This window comes from Pseudomonas sp. 1L-E-NC-VB-C3 (assembly GCF_057291535.1).
On sequence record NZ_JBXAWD010000012.1, the window covers coordinates 82,517 to 109,509 of the forward strand.

Below are 26,993 nucleotides of genomic sequence, written 5' to 3' on the forward strand. Positions count from 1 at the left end.
TTTTTGTATGAAGTCTGTCTCCCTCGATTTATCTCAGGTGTGTGCATAATGCTTAATTTTTCCACGTCGCCAAAGGAAATGGTCAACAGTTTCTGGCGTAATCGGAGCCTGATCGCGGCGCTTGTACAGCGAGAAGTCGTTGGGCGTTATCGTGGATCGTTCATGGGAATTCTCTGGTCGTTTTTTAACCCCGTGTTCATGTTGGTTGTCTACACCTTTGTCTTTAGCGTCGTTTTCAAGGCACGCTGGAGCGGCGGAAGTGACTCGAAAACCGAGTTTGCACTTATTCTGTTTGCGGGACTTATCGTCTTCAACTTCTTTGCGGAGTGTTTCAATCGAAGCCCGACGCTGATTCTCTCGAACGCCAACTATGTGAAGAAAGTCGTGTTTCCATTGGAGATCCTTCCTTGGATCACAGTCGGTTCGGCGCTCTTTCACATGGTGATCAGCCTGACTGTGTGGTTGCTGGCCTATTTGATACTGTTTGGCACGCCGCACCTGACCGTCCTGTTGTTCCCGTTGATTATCCTGCCGTTGATGCTGATGATCATGGGTTTGACGTGGGCCTTGGCGTCGCTCGGCGTTTACTTAAGAGATGTCGCGCAATTCATCGGCATCCTGACCACAGTCCTGATGTTTCTGTCGCCTATTTTTTACCCTGCCAGTGCGCTACCTGAGAAGTATCAACATCTACTGATGCTCAATCCGCTGACGCCTGCAATCGAGTACGCCCGGGACATTCTGTTTTGGGGAAAACTGCCTGACTTTACCGTATTGGGCATTTATCTCGCCGGCTCGGCGTTGATTGCATGGCTTGGATTCGCCTGGTTTCAGAAAACACGAAAAGGATTCGCCGATGTCATCTGAGGTCGCTATCAAGGTTCAAAATCTCAGTAAGTGCTATGAGATTTACGACAAACCGCGCGACAGACTGCTTCAGATGCTCAGTCGCGGGAAGAAAAAATATTGCCGTGAGTTCTGGGCGCTACGCGACGTTTCCTTCGAAATTCGCAAAGGCGAGACGGTCGGTATCGTTGGCCGCAACGGCAGTGGCAAGTCCACCTTGCTGCAAATTCTTTGCGGTACGTTGAATCCAACCAGTGGTACGGTTGAAACCCATGGCCGGATCGCTGCATTGCTCGAACTGGGCTCCGGATTCAATCCCGAGTTTACTGGACGCGAGAACGTCTACCTGAACGCCTCGATTCTGGGTTTGAGCAAAGAAGAAATCGACGCACGATATGATGCGATCATCGAATTCGCGGACATTGGCGATTTCATCAATCAACCGGTCAAGACATATTCGAGCGGTATGTTGGTGCGACTGGCGTTTTCCGTTCAGGCGCAAGTCGAGCCCGATATTCTTATTGTCGATGAAGCGCTGGCAGTGGGGGACGCAAAATTTCAGGCCCGTTGCTTTGATCGGTTGAAAAAGCTCAAGGAAAACGGCACGAGCATTCTGCTGGTAACGCACTCCAGCGAACAAATCGTTACGCACTGTGACCACGCCTTTCTTTTGAACAACGGTGTGCAGCTCGCTGAAGGCGAGCCGCGCATGGTCGTCAACCGTTACCTTGATTTGTTGTTCGGCAAGACTCAGCAATCGGCCTCTGTCGAAAGTGCAGAAGCGTCTGACCAGTTGGCAGCGTATCAAACGCCTGAAGGCGGCCTCGATGTATTTGAAACGCATCCGAACTACAACCCGAACGAATATCGTTGGGGTGACAGATCGGCCACTATCATCGACTTCCACCTGAGCGCAGAAGGGCTTGAGTACCCGATTGCCCTAGACACTGGCGTGCAGATCAAACTATCGGTATTTGTACGGTTTGATACTGATCTGGTGTGTCCGATTCTCGGGATGACGATCAAGACCAAAGAGGGCGTTACCCTCTATGGCGTGAATAGTGAAACGCTGGATTGCCTGGAATTTAGAACGTGCGGGCGCAAGGGCGAGATCGTCGAAGTTGAGGTACTTATATCTTGTGATCTGGCCCCAGGTGACTACTTCATTTCTGTCGGAGTGTCGACCAAAGATGGCGAAGAGGTTACTCCCCGTGACAGGCGTTATGATTCGATCCACTTCCAGGTTCGTCCGACTGACAAATTTTTTGGGCTTGTAAATCTGGACTCCAGCATTCGTGCCAAGAAGGTTTCAAATTGAATATTTTATTGAAACAAGCGGGCTATCAGCTTAATGACGAGCTCAACATCTGGTCGAGGCCGGATTATTCGAGCATCAACTACAGCGATGGTGATAGCACCGAACTGCGCATAAAATTCTTGATCGATCAGGCCAGTGACGTCAGTGTTTTTTCTGATGAGCTGCGAAGATCGTGCACCGATTGGCCATCGCTTTATTACCTCTCAAGTACCCGTTCGAACTTGTTGCGGGTGTTCGATGCCGATCTGCGTGGCGATGTGCTCGAGATCGGCGCCGGTTGTGGTGCAATTACCCGGTATTTAGGTGAGCAGGGCGGCAGGGTGCTGGCGCTGGAAGGTAGCTCGCGTCGCGCCAGCATCGCCCGTGCACGCACCCGAGACTTGCCAAACGTCTCGGTTCTGGCTGAGTCGTTCGAGAAGTTCAGCATTGATACCCAATTCGATGTCATCACCCTGATCGGCGTTTTTGAATATGCCAACCTGTTCGTAGCCGGTGATAACCCGGGTGCGAGAATGCTTGAGAAAGTTCGCTCACTGCTTAAGCCTGACGGTTTGCTCATCATCGCGATCGAAAACCAGCTCGGCTTGAAATATTTTGCTGGAGCGCCTGAAGATCACGTGACGACGCCGATGTACGGTGTCGAGGGGCGCTATAACAGCGCTACCGTGCAGACCTACGGGAAAAAAGCTCTCGCGTCGTTGTTGGCGACAGCCGGGTTTACCTCGAGTGAGTTCTTTGCGCCGTTTCCCGATTACAAGTTGCCCGTTTCGATCATCACCGAAGAGGGGTTCAAAGATCCTGATTTCGATGCCAGTGCATTCGCATCGCAAAGTGTACAGAGAGATCCGCAATTGCCGGATCTGTGCACCTTCTCACTGGAATTAGCCTGGTCGCAGATTTTCAGGAACGGCTTGGGCATGGATATGGCCAACTCCTTTCTTGTAGGTGCTTCGACGGTCTCGCGCAGCGCAGTCGACCCGCAGACCCTGGCGTATCATTACAGCTGCGATCGACGCTCGACGTATTGCAAACGTTCGGAATTTCGTCGCGATTTCGAAGATGCGATCAATGTGCATTACCAAAAACTCGGGAAGACTATCGATGAGGGTGAAGGGCAATCGCTCGTCACTTTTAATCTTGCTGCGTCCGAGCCTTACATCAATGGTTATGTGCTTGGCACTAAGCTGATCGATATAGTCAACGCCGAGGGCTGGACTTACGCAGGTATCGGCGCCTTCCTCAAAAATTACCTGAGCATGCTAAACGTGCTCTGTGATAACGCCGAGAGCCAGCCGGGTGAGGTGTCGGGAGCGTTGATCGATGCGGTCCCGCAAAATATTGTGATTGATCTGGACGGCCGTCCGCAGTTGATCGACAAAGAGTGGACGCTCAACACGAATGTTCGCTACGAGTACCTGCTGTTCAAAGCGCTAACGCAGTTGCTGGGTTCGATTACACGTATCAGCAAGGGCGCAGAGGCTGGCCCGGTTACACGCAAAGACTTTGTATTCCGAGCTTGCGAAGCCGCCGGGTACCCACTTTGCGAAAAAGATGTGGAAGAGTTTCTGGCCATCGAGGCGCAGATACAGAATGCGATTAACGGCCGAAGCCCGAGTGAATTTACGGCGTGGGGCGAAGATCGATTGATTGTCGAAGACAATCTGTTTTCTGCTTTCAGCAGTTCGCAGATTGCATTGGCTCAAACCCGTGAAGCGCTTGCAAGCGCTGTCACTGACGCCAGGCAGAAAATCGAAACGCTGAGTGCAAAACTGGACCAGCGTGAAGCTGACTATAATCAAGTCATTAACTCCAACTCTTGGTTCATCACGAAACCTGTACGCTTCCTTGTGCGCTCGTTGCGGCAGGGGAAAGGCGTGTTGCGCAGCAAAGTGGAGACTTCCAAGCAGGCGCTGACGGCCTATCTGCGCGGCCAGGAAGCCAATCTGCCACAGCCGGTTGACGACGTAATTGAAGCGCCTGTCGCGCGCACTCGCTCGGTCAGCGTCATTCTGCCAATCTATAAAGATGTCGAAATGACTCGTCGCTGCATCCTTGCCGCGATGCCAGGGATTATTGCTTTCGACTCCAAACTGGTCGCGATCAATGATGCGAGCCCAGATGCAGGCATGCAGGCCATGTTGATCGAATTGCAAATGCAATGGCCGCAGGTGATGACCGTTCTCGAAAACGAAGTCAATCTTGGCTTTGTCAAAACCGTCAATCGCGGCATGCGCCATGCCAGCCAGGACGATATCGTTTTCCTTAACAGTGATGTCATCGTGCCTGTTGACTGGCTGGAGCGGCTGACCGCTGAGGCGTACATCGCGCCAAACATCGGTACCGTTACACCGTTTTCCAACAACGCGACTATTTGTAGCTTCCCGGCGTTTCTTTACGAAAACCAGCCAGCCTTTGGTTTAAGCGTCGAGCAGATCGATGCTGTGTTTTCCGGCCCGCGTTTGCCGGTCAGCCAGGCACCGACAGGTGTAGGTTTCTGCATGTACATTCGCCGCGATTGTCTGGATGTCGTGGGGCTGCTGAACGAGGACAAGTTCGGCAAAGGTTATGGTGAAGAGAACGATCTGTGCCAGCGCGGGCTAAAAGCCGGTTGGCTCAACATCGTGACCCCTAACCTGTATGCATTTCATGAGGGCGGGGTCAGCTTCTCCTCTTCCAAGCAGGCGTTGACCGAGCATGCAACCAAGGCCATCACCGAGCTGCATCCGGATTATCACTTGGATATCCAGAGGTTCATCGCAGCTGATCCGCTGAAAGCATTACGGGTAAAACGTCTTGCGCAATTGATCGCATCGTTGGACCGGCCAAAGGTCTTGCACATTTCGCATGAGGCTGGAGGCGGTGTGCAGCAGCATCTGGACGAGTTGGCAGACGCTCTTGAGTCCGATGTTTGCTGCCTGTTCCTGGCGCCTCGTCGTGGCCAGTCCGCCGTTACTTTGCGGATGGGGAGTTTCCCGGGGGCTGACGAGCTTCTTTTCCAGTTGCCGGAAGAGCACAACCTTTTGGTCGAGTTCTTGAAGGGCTGTGGTGTCGGCTTCGTGCACTTCCATCACACGCTCGGTCTGAATTCGCAACTGGTTCAATTGCCCGCTGAGTTGGGCACTGAATATGCATTGACGGTTCATGATTATTACTGGCTATGCGGCAACCCTACACTGACCGATGCGCAGGGCGTTTATCCGGGCAGTTATGCCGACGACATCGTCAATCCTGACTTCCCTCTGCCGGATGGTGTATCGCCGGCACAATGGCGTGAGCAATTGCGCGGCTTTATCGACGGGGCGAAAGCGGTAATTTTCCCTTCGGCGTACACCCTCGCCAATTATCGACTCAACTTCGAGTTACGTAACGCTGTCGTTGCAGGTCACGTAGAGCACAAACGCAATATTGGGCAGGGTGTCGCGGCTGTCGCGCAAAAGATCCGCTACAACGTGGGTGTTATTGGTGCTCTTGGTAAAGAAAAGGGTGCCGATTATCTGGAACAAGTGGCGGAGGCGGCAGCGACGGTCAATGCACCAATCAACTTCCGGCTGGTCGGTTTCGGCTACAGAGAGTTGGGCGGTGTCCTGACTACAGGTCGTTACGATGCCAGTGAGCTGTCTTCCCTAATGGCCGCAAATGAGTTTGATGTCGTCCTGTTTCCAAGTCTGTGCCCGGAAACCTACAGCTATACCCTCAGCTATGCGCTGGAAGCCGGGTTGCCAATTATTGCGCCAAACATTGGGGCATTCCCGGAACGATTGTCCGGACGTGAAAACACTCTTGTTTATGATTATGGGCTCGAGCCAGCCGAGTTGATGCGGCGAATCAGCGACTTTGTGAAAAGGCTCGCTGCCGGTGAGCAGTTGACTGCGCCTGTCGTGGACACCCACCTGCAGCAGCCAGCGTTTTATAGCGTTGATTACCCGGCCTTATGCGGCGTGGGCAGTGATAAGCACAGCAAACCAAAAAACGGTTTCGAACTGCCGAAATTCTCGGCCCCGACAACTGTGTATGAGGCGCCGCTGACGACCAAGGAAATCGCGCTATTGGCCATCTGGACGCTTTACCGTCATCCACGCATGGAGCGCATCAGCCATGCGGTGCCTTACTCACTACGGCAAAAAATCAAACGCGTGCTGAGCAAGCGTCCGCTGCATGAGATCGTGGATGTGAACAAAAACTGATGCAGTGCGCCCGCCTGGCTTATCGAACCCCTTGATCGGCCAGGCGGGTGCAATGGTTTTTGTTTGCCAGTGACGAATGCTGGCTTTTATTTGGAGCTACTGCCGCGATGAATTTCAGCTGGTTTGTGCTGATCGCTTTAATTATTTCGTTCCTTCTGACTGCTGTTTTGCGCCGGTATGCCCTTGCCAGAAGTCTGATGGATATTCCCAATGCCCGTAGTTCGCATACGGTCCCCACGCCAAGGGGAGGGGGGGTTGCGATCGTCGTGACGTTCCTTATCGCCATGTGCTCGCTGTATGCTGCTGACTTGATCGCATTCAGAGATTTCGCTGCGATCGTCGGTGCTGGCAGCCTGGTGGCGATCATCGGATTCATGGATGATCATGGCCATATTGCTGCGCGCTGGCGTTTACTTGGGCACTTTTGCGCGGCGATCTGGGCGTTGGCCTGGTTGGGTGGCCTACCGCCCGTCAGTGTGTTCGGACAGGTCTTCGATCTGGGCTGGGGCGGGTTTGTATTGGCTAGCCTCTACCTCGTCTGGATGCTCAATCTCTACAATTTTATGGACGGTATCGACGGGATTGCCGGGGTCGAGGCGGTAACTGCGTGTGTCGGGGCGTGCGTGCTGTACGCCCTGGACGGGTATGTCGGGCTGATGGGGCCGGCCCTGCTACTGGCTGGTTGTGCGGGAGGATTCCTGTTGTGGAACTTTCCGCCAGCGAAGATTTTCATGGGCGATGCGGGCAGCGGCTTTCTGGGTATCGTCTTGGGCATTTTGTCGATACAGGCCGCCAATGCCTCATTTGAGTACTTCTGGGGTTGGTTGATCCTGCTCGGGGTGTTCATCGTCGACGCAACTTTCACCTTGTTGCGTCGATTGCTGCGCGGCGAGAAAGTGTATGAAGCGCATCGCAGTCATGCTTACCAATTCGCCTCGCGCCGTTATGGCAAGCACCTGCCGGTGACCCTTGTCGTGGGCTTGATCAATGTGTTTTGGCTCCTGCCGATTGCAGTGGCTGTCACGCACTTCAAGCTGAATGGCTTTGTCGGTGCCGTGGTGGCTTACGTGCCACTATTCATTCTGGCGTTGCGGTTCAGCGCGGGAAAATCCGAAAAGGATGTTGCGGCATGAACATCGAGGCGGGATCAGCCTGATTGCGCTGATAGCGTTCAGCAATTAAAAAAGGCAGACGGATTATTCCGTCTGCCTTTTTTTAGCGAGTAATCGCTCCGGGTTTGACGAATACCAGCTTCGTCAATACGTATGTAAGTGGTAGCGACAGAATGATCGCCGCCAGTGGAGCCAGGTATTCAGGCAGCGACAGCTGTTTGACCCAGAACCAGACGACAAACATCCCCAATACGTATTGCGCGACGTAGACGAGTGGGAACAGCAGGATCGATTTGATCCCCTGGTGTTCTTTGAAGACAAGGAACCGGCTCATCACGAACGCGAAAACAATCCCGCAAACATAGCTGATCGAATAAGCCCATGTGTAGGGAAGTACACTGAGCAATATAAGATACAGCGCATACGTAATTCCGGTGTTCAGCCCGCCTGTCAGGAGGAACCGGAAAAACCTGATTTCCATCAGTTCGGAAATTTTCACGGCTATTAACCAATCTGCGCTTTTTTCTCGATCAGGAATTGATCGTAATCGCGGATGTAGTCGTCAGCAGCGTAATGCTCGGAAGCGAAAACCAGCAGAACCGCGTCCGCCGAGTACTTGTACTGGATACCCCAGGTCATTGCTGGCAGGAACAGGCCCAGTGTGTGGTGGTCCAGAACAAACTCCTGGCGGTGCTTTCCATTGTCGGCAACTACGTGAACGGTGCCTTTGACCGCTACCAGAAACTGGTGGCATTCGCGGTGAGCATGTTCACCACGTGTTTCAGCAGTCGGAACGTTGGTTACCAGGAAGTAACGCTTCACTTCGAACGGAACGTCCTTGCCGCATTCGCCAACGCTCAGGCTGCCGCGCATATCGACGGCTTCCATCATGCGGTGCAGCGTAACGCCACAAGGATGGACATCTGATTGGCCGACTTTTACCGGGTTGTCTACGACTGTGCCTTCGGTAGGCTTGGCATCGACGTAGCCGATGATCTTCGCCGGGTTACCGACCACGATAGCATTCGGTGGAACGGATTTGGTGACGACCGCGCCTGCGCCGACCATTGCCGAGGTGCCAATGGTAATTCCGGGCAGGATCGTCGAATTGGCGCCCAGAGATGCACCTTTGCGGATGATGGTGCGAGAAAACGCTTCCGGATAGATTTTGCTGCGTGGAAACTTGTCATTGGTGAACGTGACGTTCGGTCCCACGAAAACATCGTCTTCTATGGTGATGCCGTCCCAAACCTGAACGCCGCATTTGAGTGTTACCCGGTCACCAATGATGACGTCGTTCTCGACAAACACGTTGTCGCACACGTTGCACTCAGCGCCGATACGAGCGTTCGGTAATACGTGTGCAAACGCCCAGATACGCGAGCCTTTACCGATAGTGGACGATTCACAAATCGCACGGTCATGAACAAAAAAATCGCGCGAATCAATCATTTATTGGCTCCAAACTCAGAAACTTTCATAGGGATCGCCAAAGGGCGCCCTTTGGTATTTTCATATGTACGCCAGGCGTACGAACCGATCACGCCGAGCCCCAGCAGATTGAGGCTGCCCAGCAGGGTAATGGTAAACAGTGTCATGGCATAACCAGGGACATCGATCAGGCCGCCTATCTTCGCGAGGATTACACTGACGCCGTATAACGCCGAGAGTGCTGAGCCGGCTGCACCTACACGAATAAGCAGGCGAATGGGCAAGTCCGTGAACGAGAAGACACTGTCCATCAGATAGTTCACTTTCTTTCGCAATGTCCACGCCGACTTGCCGTGTTCCCGGGCAACTCGAGTGTAACTGACTACCTGTCGGCGGAAACCCAGCCAGAAAATCTGCGCGATCAAAGAGCTGTGGCGTTCTTCGAGTTTGAGCAGGTTGTCGCGAAACTCCAGGTTGCAGCCGAACATGTCGACGCCGCCGTCAGGCATTTCCGGGATAACGTAACGTTTGTACAGACCCCAGAAGGTTTTCGATGCCAGTTTCGACAGGAATGGGTCGTCACGACCCTCGCGGACACCGACTACTACATCCACCGGCTCGGTATTCAACACCCGGTTCATGGTCAGCACCAGGCTTGGCGGCTCTTGCAGGTCGGCGGCCATTACGGCAAACGTGCGACCCTTGCCATGCTGCAAACCTGTACGTATCGCCATGAAAGAACCGAAGTTCTTCGACAGTAGAATCAGCTGGGAGGCAAAACGTTGCTCGGGCAGGCGGTCTCGCAGGATCTCGTAACAGCGATCCGGGCTGCCATCGACCACGAAAACCACCTCAAGCGCGCCTTGAAGCTCGACGTTCAAATCATCGACGGCTTTGAGCAATGACGGCAGCGATTCCTCGTTACGGTAAACCGGAATAACCAGCGAAAGCACCCTAAATCTCCTGCTTGAAGTAGGCGCAAACCACTTCAATGACACGATCGACTTGCTGATCGGTCAGCCCAGGGAAGCAAGGTAAGGAGACCAGTCGGGTGCATGCTGACTCGGTCACCGGAAGATTGAATGTTTCGCGCGGTGTGTACGCTGTTTGCCAGTGGTCTGGAACTGGATAGTGAATGTCGGTACTGACGCCATACTCTTTTAGGTAGGCAGTGAACGCTTCACGATTTTCGACACGCATTACAAACAGGTGGGCAACGAAGTCGTCGCCCAGACTTGCAGGCAATTTGACTGGCAGTTGGCTGAAGGCTGCACAGTAGCGGCTGGCAATCGAGCGGCGCTGCTCGTTCCATTGGTCGAGTAGAGGCAGTTTGACCCGCAGGATTGCAGCCTGCATTTCATCGAGTCTGCTGTTACGTCCGTGCGGAACGGTAACGTGATATTTGGTCGACCAGCCGTATTGGCGAAGCGTGAGCAGGCGGGCGGCAATCTCGGAGGATGAAGTTACGATCGCGCCACCGTCGCCCAGTGCGCCGAGGTTTTTGGTGGGGTAAAAGCTGAAGCAGGCCAGGTCGCCGAACGATCCACAAAGCCGATTATCAGAGCGCGCACCGTGGGACTGGGCGCAATCTTCGAGCACGACCGCCCCGGCCGAGCGAGAAATGGCTGCCAGAGTTTCGATGTCTGCCAACTGTCCGTAAAGGTGCGTGACAATCACGACCTTCGCCGGTTGGGCCAGCGCCTTCTCCAGTGATTTCGGGCACATGGTCAAGGTGCTCTCATCGACATCGACATATACCGGCTCGGCGCCGACAGCGTGGATGGCGGTGCTGCTATAAAACCCGGCGTTGGCAACGGTGACAACACGATCACCCGGGCCCACACCCATGCCCAACAAGGCGATTTCCAGTGCTTCCGAGCCGTTCGCGACCGAGATGCAATGTTCTGCGCCGACATAGTTGGCGAACTCTCGTTCGAAGTCCTTTACTTCTTCACCCAAAATGTACCAGTGCCGATTAACGACGCGCATAAGCGGTTCGGAAAAATCAATACCGGAATTCGCCGCTACTGCAGAAAACAAAGGAATTTGATGATTTGCGTCCATGATCCATCCAGAATTTTTGACTGCGCACATGATAATGGCCGCAATTTTACTACACATTCAGACAGTGATGTCGGCTCAATCTGGCAGGTCTGAGCCGACGTAATCCGCCGATTTAGGGGTGGTTGGCCGTGTCAGCCACCATGCAGCCATGAAGATCATGCACGCAATCGCAGTGATCAGGTACGTCGAATGCGACATCCATGGTCCCTGACGCCCAAAGTACAGCTGCCACAATGGATCACTCATGGGTAAGCCCGATGCAAAGGCGCTGGCTATGGACTTGGCCAGCCAGAATAATGGGGTCGCCATCAGCAGGGAAAAATAAAGAATCAGCTTCGTGGTTTTATCCGAAACTCCGGATTGCGCAACGTACGCTACCAGAAATGGAAGAATGGCGATCCATTGGCGGCTTTCGGAACCGACGACCAACAGTGGCAAGAATCCCAATATGGCAATTTGTACGGCGCGCACCGTGCGCGCGCTTCGATTGCTGGTCCACACTAGCTGCAAGGCAATAAGCAAGCATGGGCCAAAATAACTAAAGTGCGAGAGGATGGGTTTGAATGGCGTATTCAAACCTTGATAAAACATGTTCTGCACTAAGTCCGGGCCTCGGAATCCCTGGCTCCAGTCCAGTCCGAAGTAGAGAATGGCATGGCCGCACGCCGTCGCAATGGCGGCCAGGAAAAACCACTTGATGGACAATACTGGCAACGCACCATCACGCCCCAGAAGTCGACTCCAAAGCCAGGCAACGCCAATCAGGGCCAGAATCAAGTAAGTGGAGCTAAGCCATCTGAGTCCAGGAATGCCCGAGGCAAGTGTAGAACCGACATGTAATAGTTCGCTGTCTTCGATACGTGTGAACCACAGGCACGCATAACCTACCATGGCGGCAGCCAGACCTAGAAAAACCAGCATCCTGACTTTCATGCCGAAAGTCAGACGGTTGATGAAGGAAGCTTGCGTTTCTGGCTGTGAGAAGGTGAGAAGCGTCAGCGGCAGGAGAAACAAGCCTGGCATGATCAATGGTGCTATCAGGCAGGTTGCCAGTAGCCATTTGAAGTGTTTGTGCGAAAAGCACCACAAGCTCCAGCACGACAGCACTATTGCCAAATGGTCGCTTAAAAGGGGGTAGTAAGTCGACATGACCAGGATTGGCCACGTCAAAAGTAAGGCAGTTGTGTAGTGCACTGCCCGCCTGGTCGGGATGCCGGACTTCATCAAGTAGTCAGTAAATAGCCCGGCGGCTGCGCTGATACCGAGCACATTGAAAGACATCTGTACATATAAAAGCTGTTGTCTGGTCAGATCTAGCAGGAACTCTGCTACTACTGTTGGAAAAAAGCCGGTGAGGCGACTGATACGGTAGGGATCCGTGACAGGAATATGCCCGGAATTTTTCCAGTCGAACAGAAGATTCAAATAGGCGTTGCCGTCCCAGCCCGCACCATCGCCCACCGCAATAAGTCCGGTTAATTGATATACGGCTATCAAAAGAAGCGCCGCTAATACCGACATGCGATAGGCGATGCTTTCGTCGAAAATTATTTTCCCGAGGATGAACAGCGTGCAGCTCAGGATCAGCCAATAAGCGAAAGTCAGCAGCGCTGCGCTATAAGCTATTTCCTTGAACCTGACCGACTCGCTGATTTCGAACTTGATTTGCGGGTCGTCATTATCAAACGTCAATGTGACCGAAGACGCTTCGGTCGACAATGACGTTGGTGCATTGGCAGGAGCCAGAACGCTTAGCGGCAGCGCTTGCCGCAGCCCCCAAAAGTTTATTTCGCCTTGGCTGACACGCATCTCGGACGCAACGTTGTTAGGATCCCAGCGCAGGAAGCGCTGACCTGTCGCGACCGAGAAGCAAACACGCTGAGTACCGGCGTCGATTCTGTGCGAATCCGATTGTGATTCACTGAAAGCGCCAGATTCGCTGGGCCAGAACAGTTGCGTCACGCCTTTGGATGACGAATCAATGCTCAAGCAAATGTTGTGTCTGGTGGCGTCGAACGTACCGGTTGCCTTGGCGAGATAAAGGGACGCAAGTGCTGCCAGCAAAGACAGCCCGGCAAGCGCAAGGTAGGCGAAAAAGGGTCGCATGCCTGCCTTGTTAATCATTGCGACTCGACTCGCTTGTACTGTGCGTGCGTCGGGTCGGCAACTTCGCTCAACTTGACAAGATAAACGCCGTTTTCATATCGCACGGAGCCTTCTGCCGGCCATACCGGCATGTTGTCAAAGTGCGGCGTCAACGGAATACGCAGCGCGTTGCCCATGGCATAAACATTCGAGAAACCGATCAGGCGCATGTATTCCAGCATGCGATAGACGTTGCCTTGGTCCCAATCGAAAAACGAAGAACTCATGGTCGAGGTTTCCGGGCCTGGATAGCGGCTCGCGAATGGCATTCGCCCATAAACATCGACCATGATGCGTTCATTCTTGTCAAATTCGGGGTTGGCCTTGCTGATTCGATCGTAAAGCGCCTCGGCGGTGAATCGGTCGTGGGTCGTGGCCATCATTGTGCTTGCCGAGTATTGACCATTTACCGAAATCATCTGGAATAGCAGTGTGACTGCGAGCGCAGCGCCGAGGATCCGCAACAGCCCCTGTTTTTCCAGAACGATGATCGTGGTGAACCACGCAACAAAGGAAATGGCCAGCATGGCGCGCAGAGGCAAATAAATACCTCCGGCGACGAAGTTCAGCAGGAATGGGGAGATCAACAATGCTCCGATGAGGAGAGTCATCCACAAAGCAGCTTTCCAAGTATTCTGTGTGACTAGGAAGAGGGCTGCAAATCCCAATGCGACGGCCGCACTGAAGAATGAAACGCCGTAGCTCAGAGGGGAGCCTGAGTAAAGTTTCCACGCTTCTAACAAAACCAGTTTGGTAATTAGAACAGGATCCGCGATCAGTTCGTTGATACGTAGAAAATTATCGATGTAACCACGGTCGGAAGGGTAAGCCAGTTGGGCAAGCTTGTTTATGATGACATAGAAAGCAACGCCGCCAACGAGGGTGCCGAGCAACAAGGCTGCACGCTGGATTGTCGGATAAATTGATAGTACGGCTGTCGGGTTGTCTTTTCGGAAGTTGAAAAGAACGACACCGAGACCGGCAACAATATAGAACATGACCAGTGATTGGTAGGCGCCGATTGCCACGGACAGCAATACGCTGGAAAGCAACGCCAAGCGGGCAGTTTTGCCTTTCAAGTCGTCGCCGATACGGCATTTTGAAAATACAAAGATGCCGATCGACAGTGCCAGTACGCCTACACCGATCGAAGGAATGTTGGAGTAGAACTCGCCAATGAACCACCAAATCGGGTGCGCAATGAAAATGCAGTAGGCCAGGGCGGCAATCCAGCCGAATGTAAGACGGTGTGCCCTGATCAGGAACATGTACGCCAGCGCTACGCAGGCGTAAAAGAAAAGATTAGGAACGAAAGGCATTACTGGCTGAGGGAAGATAAACTTCTCTACCAGATAGGCTGTCCATCGGCCATCGGCGATCCAGATGGATGGGTCGGTACGGAAGGCGCCCCGTTCATCATCAACAGACAAAAAGAAATTGACGACCGGGATTATATTAAGAAAAACCCCGATGCCGAGTAACTTTGTGAATTCGTTAAGACTGAAGTTTTCTTGTCTGAAGAATGATTTCAATTGTGCGGTACAACCGCGATCACCCTGCAGGAAGTCTAGGATCCGTGAATGCCATTTGATCCAGGAAAGAATGGCAAATGCGCTGGCCAGTCCGAGCAAGAGCGCGAAAACGTAGCGCACTTTGTCGAGTAGCTTGTAGTTAAGGTGAATGTTTATCTGTGGGTCAGTCGCACCCGACGGCGTTGTGAATTTGACAATTGTCGTTTCGCGGGCGGACGCCTCAATCTGTGCCATCGGCGTCAGGTTGTCGAGTTCAATAGAGCGGGTATAAACCAGCACGCTGATTGTCACAGCCTTGACATAGAAGGAACCGGATTTTTCCAATGGGTCCCAGCGCAGATTCTCATCGTACTTTGGCAACGCAAAGCTAAAGGTATGGTTCTCCATATCCAGTTTGCTGATTTTGGAATTTCTTTCCTTATAGTCATCCATGCGTTTGTAAAACAACTGGGACTGCGTCGCAGGGAATTGGCTGGTGCTAATACTGACGACAGGATCCAGTGCAGGGCTTTTCAACAGAATAAAAGCGATGACCAACGTCATGAAAATGCAGGGAAGGACCCATTTGACAATGTTTTTCAAGTTAATGCCGCGCCCTGTTGTCGTCACTTGCTTTCACTTCCTTTTCGTCATTCTGATTGTAATGTCTTCACTTTCGCTGTTACTGGCCGTACACCAGCGAGCAGTCGCGTCAACAACAAAGCCTTTTCGTGCCCGGGGCATTGGAAAAATCATCCCAGGTCGGGTTTTCTTTTTTGATCCCGAATTCGCGGTGGCGAGGTGCAGGAAATTTGCTGCGCAGTATACTCACTCGATCATGATGTCGCAGCACAGACATCGCATGGTGCAGGTGACGGGTGATAAACGAATGGGGGCGGTGAGATCACCGTAAGATTCAGTGATGGCGGCTCGTTAGGGGCCACGTCCTCATCACATTCTTTTTTCTGTAACGAAGTTCACTACCTCCGTACAATGTACCCGCCGATTAACCAAAGGGAGCAGGCCAGATTGGTACAGGGGAATATGGACAGAATGCGCGAGTTCTTGCTGGGTTTACCGCGCCGCCAGAAGCGATTGATTCAGGTGCTTACAGATGTTTTGCTCGTCTGGGTAGCCTTGTGGTTGGCGTTTATCGTCCGTCTGGGTATCGACGAGATGGTCAATCCGTTGAAAGTGCACTTGTGGTTGTTTGTCTGTGCTCCGCTCGTCGCCATTCCTCTATTCATACGGTTCGGCATGTACCGGGCAGTGATGCGTTATTTCGGTAATGACGCGCTGGTGGTGATCATTAAAGCAGTCAGTCTGTCCTCGCTGATCCTGGCTTTGGTGGTCTATTGGTACAGTAATCACGAAGCCATCGTGCCGCGCTCGATCATCTTCAATTATTGGTGGCTCAGCCTTGTGATCATCGGCGGGCTTCGTCTCTGCATGCGCCAGTACTTCATGGGGGACTGGTTCACCGCCGCTCAGCACGTTCCTTTTGCCAATCGTGATGATGGTCTGACCAAAGTGGCGATCTACGGGGCGGGCGTAGCTGGCAATCAGCTTGTCGCTGCGTTGCGCATGGGAAGGGCGATGCGTCCCGTAGCCTTTATCGATGATGACTCAGGAATCTCGGACCGCTCAATCTCCGGTCTCCAAGTCTATAAACCCAAACATATTCAACAAATGATCGACGTCACCGGTGCGCAAGAAATTTTGCTGGCACTGCCGTCTTCGACCCGTGCTCGACGCAGGGAAATCCTCAATATGCTGGAGGGCTTTCCTTTGCACGTGCGCAGTGTTCCTAATTTTACCGACCTGGCCAGCGGTCGCGTGAAGGTCGATGACATTCAGGAAGTCGATATTGCGGACTTGCTCGGGCGGGACGCGGTCCCGGCGCAGCATGATTTGCTTGAGCGCTGCATTAAGGGCAAAACGGTGATGGTGACTGGGGCGGGGGGATCAATAGGTTCCGAGTTGTGCCGGCAGATCTTTTCACTGGGGCCAAAATCGCTTTTGCTGTTCGAGCACAGCGAATTTAACCTTTACAGCATTCTTTCCGAGTTGGAGCAGCGTGCGGATCGTGAGTCGGTATCGACAAAGTTGCTGCCCATTCTGGGTTCGATTCGCCACCCGGAAAAAATACTGGATGTCATGAAGACCTGGAGCGTGGACACGGTCTACCACGCTGCGGCTTACAAGCATGTGCCGATGGTGGAGCACAACATTGCCGAAGGCGTGCTGAACAATGTGATGGGAACACTTAATACGGCTCAAGCCGCATTGCAGGCCGGTGTTTCGAACTTTGTGCTGATTTCGACCGACAAGGCTGTCCGGCCCACCAACGTGATGGGCAGCACCAAGCGTTTGGCCGAATTGATCCTTCAAGCCTTGAGTCACGAAATCGCCCCTGTCCTGTTTGGCGACAAGGCCAATATTTCCCGGGTCAACAAAACCCGCTTCACCATGGTCCGTTTCGGCAACGTACTGGGCTCGTCCGGCTCGGTGATCCCGCTGTTTCACAGTCAAATTAAGTCCGGCGGTCCGCTGACGGTTACCCACCCGAAAATCACTCGCTACTTCATGACGATTCCGGAAGCTGCGCAACTGGTGATTCAGGCAGGATCCATGGGGCAGGGCGGTGATGTGTTCGTGCTGGACATGGGCGAACCGGTGAGAATCGTGGAACTGGCCGAGAAAATGATTCATCTGTCCGGTTTGAGTATTCGTTCCGAGCGAAACCCTCAGGGCGATATTTCCATCGAGTTCACAGGGTTGCGTCCCGGAGAGAAACTCTACGAGGAACTGCTGATCGGCGACAATGTTGCAGCCACGCCGCATCCGATGATCATGACCGCCAATGAGGATCATCTGCCATGGGATGTTCTGAAGTCACGTTTGGGTGAGCTGCTCGCGGCTGTCGACGTGGATGACTACTCCCGCGTCCGCCAGGTTCTGCGCGAAACGGTGAGCGGCTACACCCCGGACGGCGAGATTGTCGACTGGATCTACCAGCAACGCCGCCTCGAACCCTGATTATTTCACATCCTGTAACGCTCGCATTTTTGACTTCCCTCCGTCATGACCTACGTTTAGAGAGCAGCTTGGGAAAAGCTGCTTTCTAAAACGATGATGGAGCGTCACTTATGCGTACCGGTTATTTCTACTCGCTGATCTTTGCTTTCCTCACCAGCGCCTCGATCGCTGCCATTGCTGCGCCTGTAGCGCCGACCGAGTCAACAAAAGCGCCGTTGCTGATGGATGCGGCTGCGCCCTCGGCAAGCGCCAAGGTCGATCTCAACGGCGCGGATGCGGCGACGTTGCAGAAGGAGTTGGCGGGTGTGGGTGAGGCGAAGGCGCAGGCGATTGTTGCGTATCGCGATACAAACGGGCCGTTTGCGTCGGTGGATGAGTTGCTGGAAGTGAAGGGGATTGGCAAGGCGATTCTGGATCGCAACCGTGACAAGCTGGAAGTGAACTAAGCTGACAGTTCAACGCCGAGAGGCCGGTCATTGACCGGCCTTTTTATTGGGTGCCGATCTGTTGGATGTCTGAATGCTAAAAATTACGGGTATCATATTGTGTCTTGATTATGCCTATAATAATTTCGCTCGGGACTGATTCAGCAGCCGAATCGCAGCACACCGATGCACGTCGAATTTTGAATTGATAAGGGGTAACCACGATATGAACCAACGTCGAGTCGTCGTCACGGGCATGGGCCTGGTTTCACCCTTGGGCAGTGATGTTGAAATCGTCTGGCAGCGTTTGCTGGCCGGTCGTTCCGGGTTGCGCAACTTGCCAGATGCAGTCGTGGCTGATCTGCCGACCCGGGTCGGCGGCAGTGTGCCGACGGTGGAGGAGGATGCCGAGGCCGGGTTTGATCCGGATCGTGCGACGCCGCCCAAGGAACAGAAGAAGATGGATCGCTTCATCATGTTTGCCATGGAAGCGGCGCGGCAGGCGCTGGAGCAGGCCGGCTGGCATCCGGCGGACGCTGAAAGCCAGGAGCGCACTGCAACAATCATCGGCTCGGGTGTCGGTGGTTTCGGTGCGATTGCCGATGCGGTGCGTACCACTGACAGCCGTGGTCCTCGGCGTTTGTCGCCGTTCACCATTCCATCGTTTCTGGTCAATCTCGCGGCGGGTCATGTCTCGATCCAGCATGGCCTTAAAGGGCCGTTGGGCGCTCCGGTTACCGCATGTGCCGCCGGGGTTCAGGCGATCGGCGATGCAGCGCGGTTGATCAGGGCGGGGGAGGCGGACATCGCTGTATGTGGCGGTGCGGAAGCTTCGATTGATCGCGTCAGTCTCGCCGGTTTCGCGGCGGCGCGGGCGCTGTCCAGCGGCTACAACGACACCCCGGAAAAAGCTTCGCGTCCCTTCGACAGTGGGCGCGATGGTTTCGTGATGGGCGAGGGCGCCGGTCTATTGGTCATCGAGTCGCTGGAGCATGCGCTTGCACGCGGTGCGAAGCCGCTGGCCGAACTGGTCGGTTACGGCACCACCGCCGACGCCTATCACCTGACCGCCGGTCCGGAAGACGGCAGTGGCGCTCGCAGGGCGATGCAATTGGCACTGGCTCAGGGCGGTGTGACGCCGGAGCAGGTGCAGCATCTCAACGCACATGCGACGTCGACGCCGGTCGGCGATTTGGGCGAGTTGGCGGCGATCAAGGCGTTGTTTGGCACGGAGAACAAGATCGCCGTGACTTCGACCAAATCCGCTACCGGTCATTTGCTCGGCGCGGCGGGTGGGCTGGAGGCGATTTTCACGCTGCTGGCGATTCGTGATCAGGTGGTGCCACCAACGCTCAACTTCGAAAACCCGGATCCGGCGAGCGAAGGGGTAGACATCGTGCATGGCGAGGCGCGCTCCATGTCAATCGAATATGCCTTGTCCAACGGCTTTGGTTTTGGCGGGGTCAATGCGAGCGTGTTGTTCAAACGCTGGGAAGGTTAATCGCTCGATTGCTTGAGATGTTCGCGGGTGACGTCGAGGATGCGCTGAGCGAAGTCGGCATCCGCGACGCTGCGTGACAGCAGCAATGCGCCAGCCAGGGTGGCCATGATGACAATGCTGCGATCGGCGCTGTTCTCGCCTTCGAGCGTGCCTTGAATTTGTTCGAGGCGAGCATTGAGGACTTCGTCGCTGGTGGGGCTTGGTTGGCCGCGCAGGCCCAGCTCCGAGGAAATGGTCAGCAGCGGGCAGCCTTCGTCGGGCGAGGTCTGATGCCACTCTGACAGGTAGGTGTCGATGAACACTTGCAGAGGGTTTTCCTGCGCGAAGATTTCTTCGCACAGGCCCGCGACTTGCTCGCCGGCCTCTTGCAGGGCTTTTTCGACCAACTCTTCCTTGGATTTGAAGTGCGAGTAGAAACCGCCATGGGTCAAGCCCAGGGCTTTCATCAAAGGCTGCAGGCCGGTGCCGCCGATACCGTCCTTGCGAAATCGGGCGGAAGCCTCCTTGATGATGCGTTGATGGGTCTGGGCTTTGTGATCTGGCGAGTAACGCATGTGGAGCTCTCCGCGACGATGCTGCCATCTTAACCACGGAAGATTAAATGGTGACTGTACTTCTAAAATCTAAACAGCCTGCGGGTAAGTCCCATTGTGCTGAAAAAACAAACCCCGCCATTGCGGCGGGGTTGGTATCAGCGGTCTTGCGCATCCTTGGCATCCGCTTCGGCATTGCGCTGTGCGACGCGCTTGCGTTCTTCATCGGTCAGTTCGACCTTGTTGGCGGTGTCGCGCAACATCATCAATCCGCCGACAATCGAGCCGATCGCAACGACCAGAATCAACCAGGCATACCAGGGCATAACGGCTCTCCTTAATGGCAGCTCGACGGGCGAGGACTTCGCCGTGCGATGCTGCATACCACCTTTGAGCGAAACGACTTCGCAGTGGTTCCATTCTAGGCCGCTTATGCCCGGCACACCCGAACCGTGTTACAGACCGGTCAACATCGCATCCGCCGGCGCATCGGCGCGCAGTTGCCCGGTGAGCATGAAGTAGCAGAACCCCACCGCCATGAAACCGAGGAAAATCAGCCCGATCAGTGTGTTGAACCACGCCATCGCTACCAGGCAAACCACCGCTAGCACCAGCGCGATCAGTGGAACCAGCGGATAGCACGGCGCGCGGAAGGTGCGCTCCAGGTTTGGCTCGGATTTACGCAGTTTGAACAGGCTGAGCATGCTCATGATGTACATCACGATGGCGCCGAACACGGCCATGGTGATCATCGCGGCGGTGAGTGTCATGCCGCCGAGGTTGATCAGACCGTCGCTGTAGATCGCCGCGATGCCGATAAGGCCGCCAGCGATGATTGCGCGGTGCGGGGTCTGGAAGCGCGACAGTTTTGCCAATGAGGCGGGCAGGTAACCGGCGCGGGCGAGGGCGAAGAATTGCCGCGAATAACCAAGGATGATGCCGTGGAAACTGGCGACCAGGCCGAACAGGCCGATCCAGACCAGCATGTGCAGCCAGCCGGAGTTGTCGCCGACCACGGTTTTCATCGCCTGCGGCAGTGGGTCGTTGATGTTGGACAAGGTGCGCCAGTCGCCGACGCCGCCAGCGAAGAACATCACGCCCATTGCCAGCAGCACCAGCGTCAGGATGCCGCTTATGTAGGCTTTTGGGATCGTGCGTTTCGGGTCCTTGGCTTCCTCGGCGGCCATGGCGGCGCCTTCGATGGCGAGGAAGAACCAGATTGCAAATGGAATTGCCGCGAACATCCCGGCAATTGCCGGCGCGCCGAAGACGTCGGAACCGGCCCAACCATTCAGCGCGAAGTTGCTGAAGCTGAACGCCGGCGCGACCACGCCCATGAACACCAGCAACTCAGCCACCGCCAGCACGCAGACGATCAGCTCGAACGTCGCGGCCAGTTTCACCCCGAGAATGTTCAGGCCCATGAACACGATGTACGCCCCGACCGCCGCGTGTTTCGGGTCGAGTGCCGGAAATTGCACATTGAGATACGCGCCAATCGCCAAGGCAATCGCTGGCGGGGCGAAGACGAATTCGATCAGTGTGGCCAGTCCGGCGATCAATCCGCCTTTTTCGCCAAACGCGCGGCGGCTGTAGGCAAACGGCCCGCCGGCATGGGGAATCGCGGTGGTCAGTTCGGTAAAGCTGAAGATAAAGCAGGTGTACATGGTCGCGACCATGAATGAGGTCACCAGAAAACCCAGCGTACCGGCCACGCCCCAGCCGTAACTCCAGCCGAAATATTCCCCGGAAATCACCAGCCCCACGGCAATACCCCACAGGTGGAACGTGCCCAGCGTGGGTTTGAGTTGTGTGTTCATGCGCTTGCTCCCGCAATGGTTGGAAAGCTCGAGGGAGAGCGTGTGCAGTGGGCGTGCCACTACCGTGAAACAAGTCGTAATGAGTTCAAAGCTGTCGCAGGGGGGATGTTCGGGTGGGGATAGCTGCTTTTTGTGCGCCAGTTGGGTGCGATGTTGTCGGTGATGCCGTCTTCGCGAGCAGGCTCGCTCCCACATTTTGAAATGCGTTGCCCCGGTGGGAGCGAGCCTGCTCGCGAAGGCGCAGCCCAAACACCACGAAACTCAGCCGTAAAGCCCGCATAAACCCACTCTTTACGCTTTCTTTATGACCCACGCCGCGCCTCGCTCTCGTTCCTTTACAGCCTCCTTCCCGACAATCGCTGCACACACGGCAATACGCCGTTACACGGAGATCTTCCATGAGCGTTCTGGACGGGGTGTCACTGCTGTTGGCAGTGGGGCTGTTCATTTATCTGTTGGTTGCGCTGTTGCGCGCGGACCGGAACTAGGAGCGGCTATGCACAGTTATGACTATTGGCTGATCCTCGGGTTTTTTGCGCTGGTCCTGCTGCCGGCGCCGTTCCTTGGGCGCTTCTATTACAAGGTGATGGAGGGCCAGCGCACCTGGCTGACGCCGATTCTCGGCCCGGTCGAGCGCGGTTGCTATCGTCTTGCCGGGGTCGATGCGCAGGCGGAGCAGAGCTGGCAGAAGTACACGCTGGCGCTGCTGGCGTTCAACCTTGCAGGTTTCCTGTTGCTGTTTGCGATTCTGCTGTTCCAGGATCACCTGCCGCTGAACCCGCAAAACCTGCCGGGCCAGGAATGGACCCAGGCGTTCAACACCGCGGTCAGTTTCATGACCAATACCAACTGGCAGTCCTACAGCGGCGAAGCGACCCTCAGCTACCTGAGCCAGATGGTCGGTCTCACCGTGCAGAACTTCGTCAGCGCCGCCACCGGCCTCGCCGTACTTGTCGCGCTGTGCCGTGGGATCGGCCGTAAGTCGGCGCAGACCCTCGGCAACTTCTGGGTCGACATGACCCGCGCCACCCTCTATGGCCTGCTGCCGCTGTGCCTGCTGTTGGCGCTGTACCTGGTCTGGCAGGGCGTGCCGCAAACCTTCGCCCAGTATGTAAATGCCGTGACCCTGCAAGGCGTCGATCAGGTGATCCCGCTCGGCCCGGCCGCCAGCCAGATTGCGATCAAGCAACTGGGCACCAACGGTGGCGGTTTCTTCGGGGTCAACTCGGCGCACCCGTTCGAGAACCCGACCGCGTGGAGCAACCTGTTCGAAGTCGCTTCGATCATCCTGATCCCGGTGGCGCTGGTGTTCACCTTCGGCCATTACGTCAAGGATCTGCGCCAGAGCCGCGCGATCATCGCCTGCATGCTGGCGCTGTTCCTGATCGGCGGTGCGACATCGTTGTGGGCTGAGTATCAGCCGAATCCGACCCTGAACAATGCCGCCGTCGAGCAGACTGCGCCGCTGGAAGGCAAGGAAGCGCGCTTCGGTACTACCGCGACGGTGCTGTGGTCGGTGACTACCACGGCGGCGTCGAACGGCTCGGTGAACGGCATGCACGACAGCCTCAACCCGCTCAGCGGCATGGTCGCGCTGGTCAACATGATGGTCGGCGAAGTGATCTTCGGCGGTGTCGGTGCCGGGCTCTACGGCATGTTGCTCAACGTGCTGATCGCGGTGTTCCTCGCCGGTCTGATGATCGGTCGTACGCCGGAATACCTCGGCAAGAAACTCCAGGCCCGCGAAGTGCAATTGCTGGTGGTGACGCTGCTGGTGATGCCGGTCGGCGTGCTGGTGCTCGGCGCGATTGCCGCCACGGTTCCCAGCGCTGCGGCAACCATCAGCAACCCCGGCCCGCATGGCTTCAGTCAGTTGCTCTATGCCTACACCTCGGCGAGCGCCAACAACGGTTCGGCATTTGGTGGCCTGGGCGCGAACACGCCGTTCCACAACCTGATGCTCGGCCTGGGCATGTTGATCGGCCGCTTCGGCTACATCCTGCCGGTGCTGGCACTGGCCGGTAGCCTGGCGATGAAGAAAAGCGCACCGGTCGGCCAGAACAGCTTCCCGACCCACGGCCCGCTGTTCGTGACCCTGTTGACCGTGACCATTTTGCTGGTGGGCGGCCTGACGTTCTTGCCGACGCTGGCGCTCGGTCCTGTCGCCGAACATTTAAGTATGGGCTTCTAAGGAATCCATCATGAATATGCCTGCAATCAAACCCGCCGCCGTCAAAGCGCCGGAACAAGCCAAAACCGCGATCTCGGCCCTGTGGCGTCCGGCGCTGGTGCAAGCCTTCGTCAAGCTCGACCCTCGGCAATTGGCGCGTTCGCCAGTGATGCTGGTGGTCGAACTGACGGCGATTTTCACCACCGTGCTGTGCTTCATTCCGGACGCTGATGTGCCGACCTTTGTCGCCGCACAAATCGCCCTGTGGCTGTGGTTCACCGTGCTGTTCGCCAACTTTGCCGAGGCCCTGGCCGAAGGTCGTGGCAAGGCCCGCGCCGACAGCCTCAAGGCCGGCAGCGAAGGCCTCAGCGCCCGCTGCCGCCAAGCCGATGGCAGCTTCAAGATCGTGCCGGCTGCCAATCTGCGCAAGGGCGACGTGGTGCGAGTCGAAGCCGGGGAGATGATCCCCGGTGACGGCGAAGTCATCGAAGGTATCGCGGCGGTCAACGAAGCGGCGATCACTGGCGAATCGGCGCCGGTGATCCGCGAGTCCGGCGGCGACCGTTCCGCCGTCACCGGCAACACGCGGTTGGTGTCCGACTGGCTGCTGGTGAAGATCACCACCAACCCTGGCGAATCGACCCTCGACCGCATGATCGCCCTGGTCGAAGGCGCCAAGCGTCAGAAGACCCCCAACGAAGTCGCGCTGGATATCCTGCTGATCGGCCTGACCCTGATCTTTCTGCTGGTGGTCGTCACCCTGCAACCGTTCGCGCATTTCGCCAATGGCAGCCTGCCGCTGGTGTTCCTTGTCGCGTTATTGGTCACGCTGATCCCGACCACCATCGGCGGTCTGCTGTCGGCTATCGGTATCGCCGGGATGGATCGGCTGGTGCGCCTGAATGTGATCGCCAAGTCCGGCCGCGCGGTGGAGGCGGCGGGTGACGTGCATGTGCTGTTGCTCGACAAGACCGGCACCATCACCTTCGGCAACCGTCGTTGCAGCGCGGTGTATGCCGCGCCGGGTGTGAGCGGCCGTGAGCTGGCCGAAGGCGCGTTGTTTGCTTCGCTGGCCGACGAAACCGCTGAAGGCAAGTCGATCGTCGAGTTCCTTCGTGGTCTGCATCCACAACCTGAGCCGGCCCCGGAAACCCTGACCGCCGTGCCGTTCAGCGCGGAAACCCGCTTGTCTGGCGTCGATTATCAGGGCCGCGTATATCGCAAAGGGGCGGTGGATTCGCTGCTGGCGTTTCTCGGTCAGCAGCGCACCGATCTGGCCCCGGCGCTGGCGCGGGAAATCGACAAGATCGCCCAAAGTGGTGGCACGCCGTTGCTGGTCTGCGCTGACGGCAAATTGCTTGGTGCGATCCATCTCAAGGACGTGGTCAAGCCAGGCATCCGTGAGCGTTTTGCCGAGTTGCGCAAACTGGGAATTCGTACGGTGATGGTCACCGGCGACAACCCGCTGACCGCTGCTGCGATCGCCGCTGAAGCAGGCGTCGATGATGTGCTCGCCGAAGCCACGCCGGAGAAGAAACTCGCGCGCATTCGTCACGAGCAGAACGACGGTCGCCTGGTCGCCATGTGCGGCGACGGCGCCAACGACGCCCCGGCGCTGGCCCAGGCAGACGTCGGCATGGCGATGAACGATGGCACACAAGCAGCACGCGAAGCGGCGAACATGGTCGATCTCGATAGCGACCCGACCAAGCTGCTCGACGTGGTGCAGATCGGTAAGGAATTGCTGGTGACCCGTGGCGCGCTGACGACCTTTTCCATCGCCAACGACATCGCCAAATACTTCGCAATTCTGCCGGCGCTGTTCGCCTCGATTTACCCGCAGCTGGGCGTGCTGAACATCATGCATCTGAGCAGTCCGCAGAGCGCGATTCTCTCGGCCATCGTGTTCAACGCTTTGATCATCGTTGTGCTGATTCCACTGGCATTGCGCGGCGTGCGTGTGCAAGCAGCGAGTGCGGCGGCGTTGCTGCGGCGCAATCTGCTGATCTATGGCGTCGGCGGGATTGTCGTGCCGTTCGTGGGGATCAAGGTGATCGACATGCTGCTTACGGCGTTGCATCTGGTGTAAGGCTCAAAAGAGCCCCTCACCCTAGCCCTCTCCCAAAGGGAGAGGGGACTGACCGAGGTGTTTGTGCGAGGTTCGCCGACCTGAAATTCCGAGCCTAACTCAGGTTTTGAACAGCGCAAGGATCGGCTCCCTTTCCCCCTCGCCCCCTTGGGGGAGAGGGCTGGGGTGAGGGGGGAAAATCTCCCTGACACCCCGCAAAAGTTTGTCCAACGAATTCGAGGATCTTGAAATGTCCACAATGATACGCCCGGCCCTGACCCTGTTGGCGCTGATGACCCTGATCACCGGCGTCGCCTATCCACTCGCGGTCACCGGCATCGCCCAGGTCGCTTTCCCGGATCAGGCCAATGGCAGCCTGATCCACGACGCCGACGGCAAAGTCCGCGGCTCGGCGCTGATTGCTCAGGATTTCAGCGGCGACAACTGGTTCCACCCACGGCCGTCCGCCGGGGCTTTTGCCACCGTCGCCAGCGGCGCCAGCAACCTCGCGCCGAGCAATCCGGCCCTCGCGACCCGCGTAATCGAAGACGCGCAAAAACAACAAGTCGCTGGGCAGGGGCCGGTGCCATTGGCCTTGCTGACCACCTCCGCCAGCGGCCTCGATCCGCACTTGCCACCGGCGGCAATTGCCTATCAACTGGCGCGTGTCGCAGCAGCGCGTAACCTGCCGGTGTCGACCTTGCAGCAATTGCTCGATAAGCACATCGAACAGCCGCTGGTTGGGCCGCCGGTGGTGAATGTGCTGGAGCTGAATCTGGCACTGCAAAACCTGTAATTCAGTTGATACCGATCGTTCCCACGCTCT

General features: G+C 56.0%; 21 protein-coding genes. 12 read left to right on the plus strand and 9 right to left on the minus strand.

The window, feature by feature from the left end:
- The first annotated feature begins 48 nt into the window (after positions 1 to 48).
- The 4 genes from AC0Z5Z_RS20055 (at position 49) to AC0Z5Z_RS20070 (ending at position 7,481) form a co-directional block, all read left to right on the plus strand.
- Entirely contained in the window at positions 49 to 867 is an 819-nt protein-coding gene (locus AC0Z5Z_RS20055; RefSeq protein WP_095182233.1) for an ABC transporter permease, read from the plus strand.
- The gene (locus AC0Z5Z_RS20060; RefSeq protein ID WP_095182232.1) at positions 857 to 2,164 is read left to right on the plus strand and encodes an ABC transporter ATP-binding protein; all 1,308 of its coding nucleotides are present in this window, start codon (positions 857 to 859) and stop codon (positions 2,162 to 2,164) included. The genes AC0Z5Z_RS20055 and AC0Z5Z_RS20060 overlap by 11 nt, the downstream gene beginning before the upstream one ends.
- Positions 2,161 to 6,348: a methyltransferase gene (locus tag AC0Z5Z_RS20065; RefSeq protein ID WP_095182231.1), complete on the plus strand. Its 4,188-nt coding sequence runs from the start codon at positions 2,161 to 2,163 to the stop codon at positions 6,346 to 6,348. Before AC0Z5Z_RS20060 ends, AC0Z5Z_RS20065 begins: the two co-directional genes overlap by 4 nt.
- Before the next feature lie 107 nt (positions 6,349 to 6,455).
- Positions 6,456 to 7,481, plus strand: a complete 1,026-nt coding sequence (locus tag AC0Z5Z_RS20070; RefSeq protein WP_252876709.1) for an MraY family glycosyltransferase — start codon at positions 6,456 to 6,458, stop codon at positions 7,479 to 7,481.
- An 82-nt stretch (positions 7,482 to 7,563) separates the two neighbouring features.
- Here AC0Z5Z_RS20070 and AC0Z5Z_RS20075 read toward each other — a convergent pair whose 3' ends face one another.
- The 6 genes from AC0Z5Z_RS20075 to AC0Z5Z_RS20100 form a co-directional block, all read right to left on the minus strand.
- A complete protein-coding gene (locus AC0Z5Z_RS20075; RefSeq protein WP_252876708.1) occupies positions 7,564 to 7,959 on the minus strand; it encodes a GtrA family protein in 396 nt (131 codons plus the stop codon).
- A 5-nt stretch (positions 7,960 to 7,964) separates the two neighbouring features.
- On the minus strand, positions 7,965 to 8,912 hold the full coding sequence (locus AC0Z5Z_RS20080) for a WxcM-like domain-containing protein (protein ID WP_085607208.1): 948 nt from the start codon (positions 8,910 to 8,912) through the stop codon (positions 7,965 to 7,967).
- Entirely contained in the window at positions 8,909 to 9,844 is a 936-nt protein-coding gene (locus AC0Z5Z_RS20085; RefSeq protein ID WP_095182229.1) for a glycosyltransferase family 2 protein, read from the minus strand. The genes AC0Z5Z_RS20080 and AC0Z5Z_RS20085 overlap by 4 nt, the downstream gene beginning before the upstream one ends.
- Position 9,845: 1 nt before the next feature.
- Positions 9,846 to 10,955 carry a DegT/DnrJ/EryC1/StrS family aminotransferase gene (locus AC0Z5Z_RS20090; protein ID WP_095182228.1) on the minus strand — a complete coding sequence of 370 codons (1,110 nt, stop codon included), beginning with the start codon at positions 10,953 to 10,955 and terminating at the stop codon, positions 9,846 to 9,848.
- A 75-nt stretch (positions 10,956 to 11,030) separates the two neighbouring features.
- On the minus strand, positions 11,031 to 13,079 hold the full coding sequence (locus AC0Z5Z_RS20095) for a hypothetical protein (protein ID WP_095182227.1): 2,049 nt from the start codon (positions 13,077 to 13,079) through the stop codon (positions 11,031 to 11,033).
- Entirely contained in the window at positions 13,076 to 15,175 is a 2,100-nt protein-coding gene (locus tag AC0Z5Z_RS20100) for a glucosyltransferase domain-containing protein (protein WP_485611563.1), read from the minus strand. The genes AC0Z5Z_RS20095 and AC0Z5Z_RS20100 overlap by 4 nt, the downstream gene beginning before the upstream one ends.
- Between AC0Z5Z_RS20100 and AC0Z5Z_RS20105 the strand changes: the two genes are divergently transcribed.
- The 4 genes from AC0Z5Z_RS20105 to fabF all read left to right on the plus strand — a co-directional run bounded on the left by AC0Z5Z_RS20105 (position 15,162) and on the right by fabF (position 19,576).
- On the plus strand, positions 15,162 to 15,524 hold the full coding sequence (locus AC0Z5Z_RS20105; protein ID WP_143498031.1) for a hypothetical protein: 363 nt from the start codon (positions 15,162 to 15,164) through the stop codon (positions 15,522 to 15,524). The genes AC0Z5Z_RS20100 and AC0Z5Z_RS20105 overlap by 14 nt on opposite strands.
- Before the next feature lie 131 nt (positions 15,525 to 15,655).
- Complete coding sequence (locus AC0Z5Z_RS20110; RefSeq protein WP_095182225.1) at positions 15,656 to 17,650, plus strand: polysaccharide biosynthesis protein; 1,995 nt, start codon at positions 15,656 to 15,658, stop codon at positions 17,648 to 17,650.
- 110 nt (positions 17,651 to 17,760) lie between these two features.
- Entirely contained in the window at positions 17,761 to 18,096 is a 336-nt protein-coding gene (locus AC0Z5Z_RS20115; protein ID WP_305381250.1) for a ComEA family DNA-binding protein, read from the plus strand.
- 205 nt (positions 18,097 to 18,301) lie between these two features.
- The gene (fabF, locus tag AC0Z5Z_RS20120; protein WP_375122490.1) at positions 18,302 to 19,576 is read left to right on the plus strand and encodes a beta-ketoacyl-ACP synthase II; all 1,275 of its coding nucleotides are present in this window, start codon (positions 18,302 to 18,304) and stop codon (positions 19,574 to 19,576) included.
- Here the strand turns inward: fabF and AC0Z5Z_RS20125 are convergent.
- The 3 genes from AC0Z5Z_RS20125 to eat all read right to left on the minus strand — a co-directional run bounded on the left by AC0Z5Z_RS20125 (position 19,573) and on the right by eat (position 21,929).
- Complete coding sequence (locus tag AC0Z5Z_RS20125) at positions 19,573 to 20,130, minus strand: TetR/AcrR family transcriptional regulator (protein WP_041478311.1); 558 nt, start codon at positions 20,128 to 20,130, stop codon at positions 19,573 to 19,575. The genes fabF and AC0Z5Z_RS20125 overlap by 4 nt on opposite strands.
- A gap of 137 nt (positions 20,131 to 20,267) precedes the next feature.
- Positions 20,268 to 20,435 (minus strand): DUF2897 family protein, encoded by a 168-nt coding sequence (locus AC0Z5Z_RS20130; protein ID WP_016770901.1) that lies wholly within the window; start codon positions 20,433 to 20,435, stop codon positions 20,268 to 20,270.
- Positions 20,436 to 20,564: 129 nt separating this feature from the next.
- A complete protein-coding gene (gene eat, locus AC0Z5Z_RS20135; RefSeq protein WP_375122488.1) occupies positions 20,565 to 21,929 on the minus strand; it encodes an ethanolamine permease in 1,365 nt (454 codons plus the stop codon).
- Positions 21,930 to 22,327: 398 nt separating this feature from the next.
- Here eat and kdpF point away from each other — a divergent pair, with 398 nt between their 5' ends.
- The 4 genes from kdpF (at position 22,328) to kdpC (ending at position 26,963) form a co-directional block, all read left to right on the plus strand.
- Positions 22,328 to 22,417 carry a K(+)-transporting ATPase subunit F gene (kdpF, locus tag AC0Z5Z_RS20140; RefSeq protein ID WP_007899818.1) on the plus strand — a complete coding sequence of 30 codons (90 nt, stop codon included), beginning with the start codon at positions 22,328 to 22,330 and terminating at the stop codon, positions 22,415 to 22,417.
- Between the two features lie 8 nt (positions 22,418 to 22,425).
- Complete coding sequence (gene kdpA / locus AC0Z5Z_RS20145) at positions 22,426 to 24,120, plus strand: potassium-transporting ATPase subunit KdpA (RefSeq protein WP_016770899.1); 1,695 nt, start codon at positions 22,426 to 22,428, stop codon at positions 24,118 to 24,120.
- A gap of 10 nt (positions 24,121 to 24,130) precedes the next feature.
- Positions 24,131 to 26,188 (plus strand): potassium-transporting ATPase subunit KdpB, encoded by a 2,058-nt coding sequence (gene kdpB, locus AC0Z5Z_RS20150; RefSeq protein WP_252878661.1) that lies wholly within the window; start codon positions 24,131 to 24,133, stop codon positions 26,186 to 26,188.
- Between the two features lie 229 nt (positions 26,189 to 26,417).
- Positions 26,418 to 26,963 (plus strand): potassium-transporting ATPase subunit KdpC, encoded by a 546-nt coding sequence (gene kdpC, locus AC0Z5Z_RS20155; protein ID WP_073472403.1) that lies wholly within the window; start codon positions 26,418 to 26,420, stop codon positions 26,961 to 26,963.
- Positions 26,964 to 26,993: the final 30 nt, after the last annotated feature.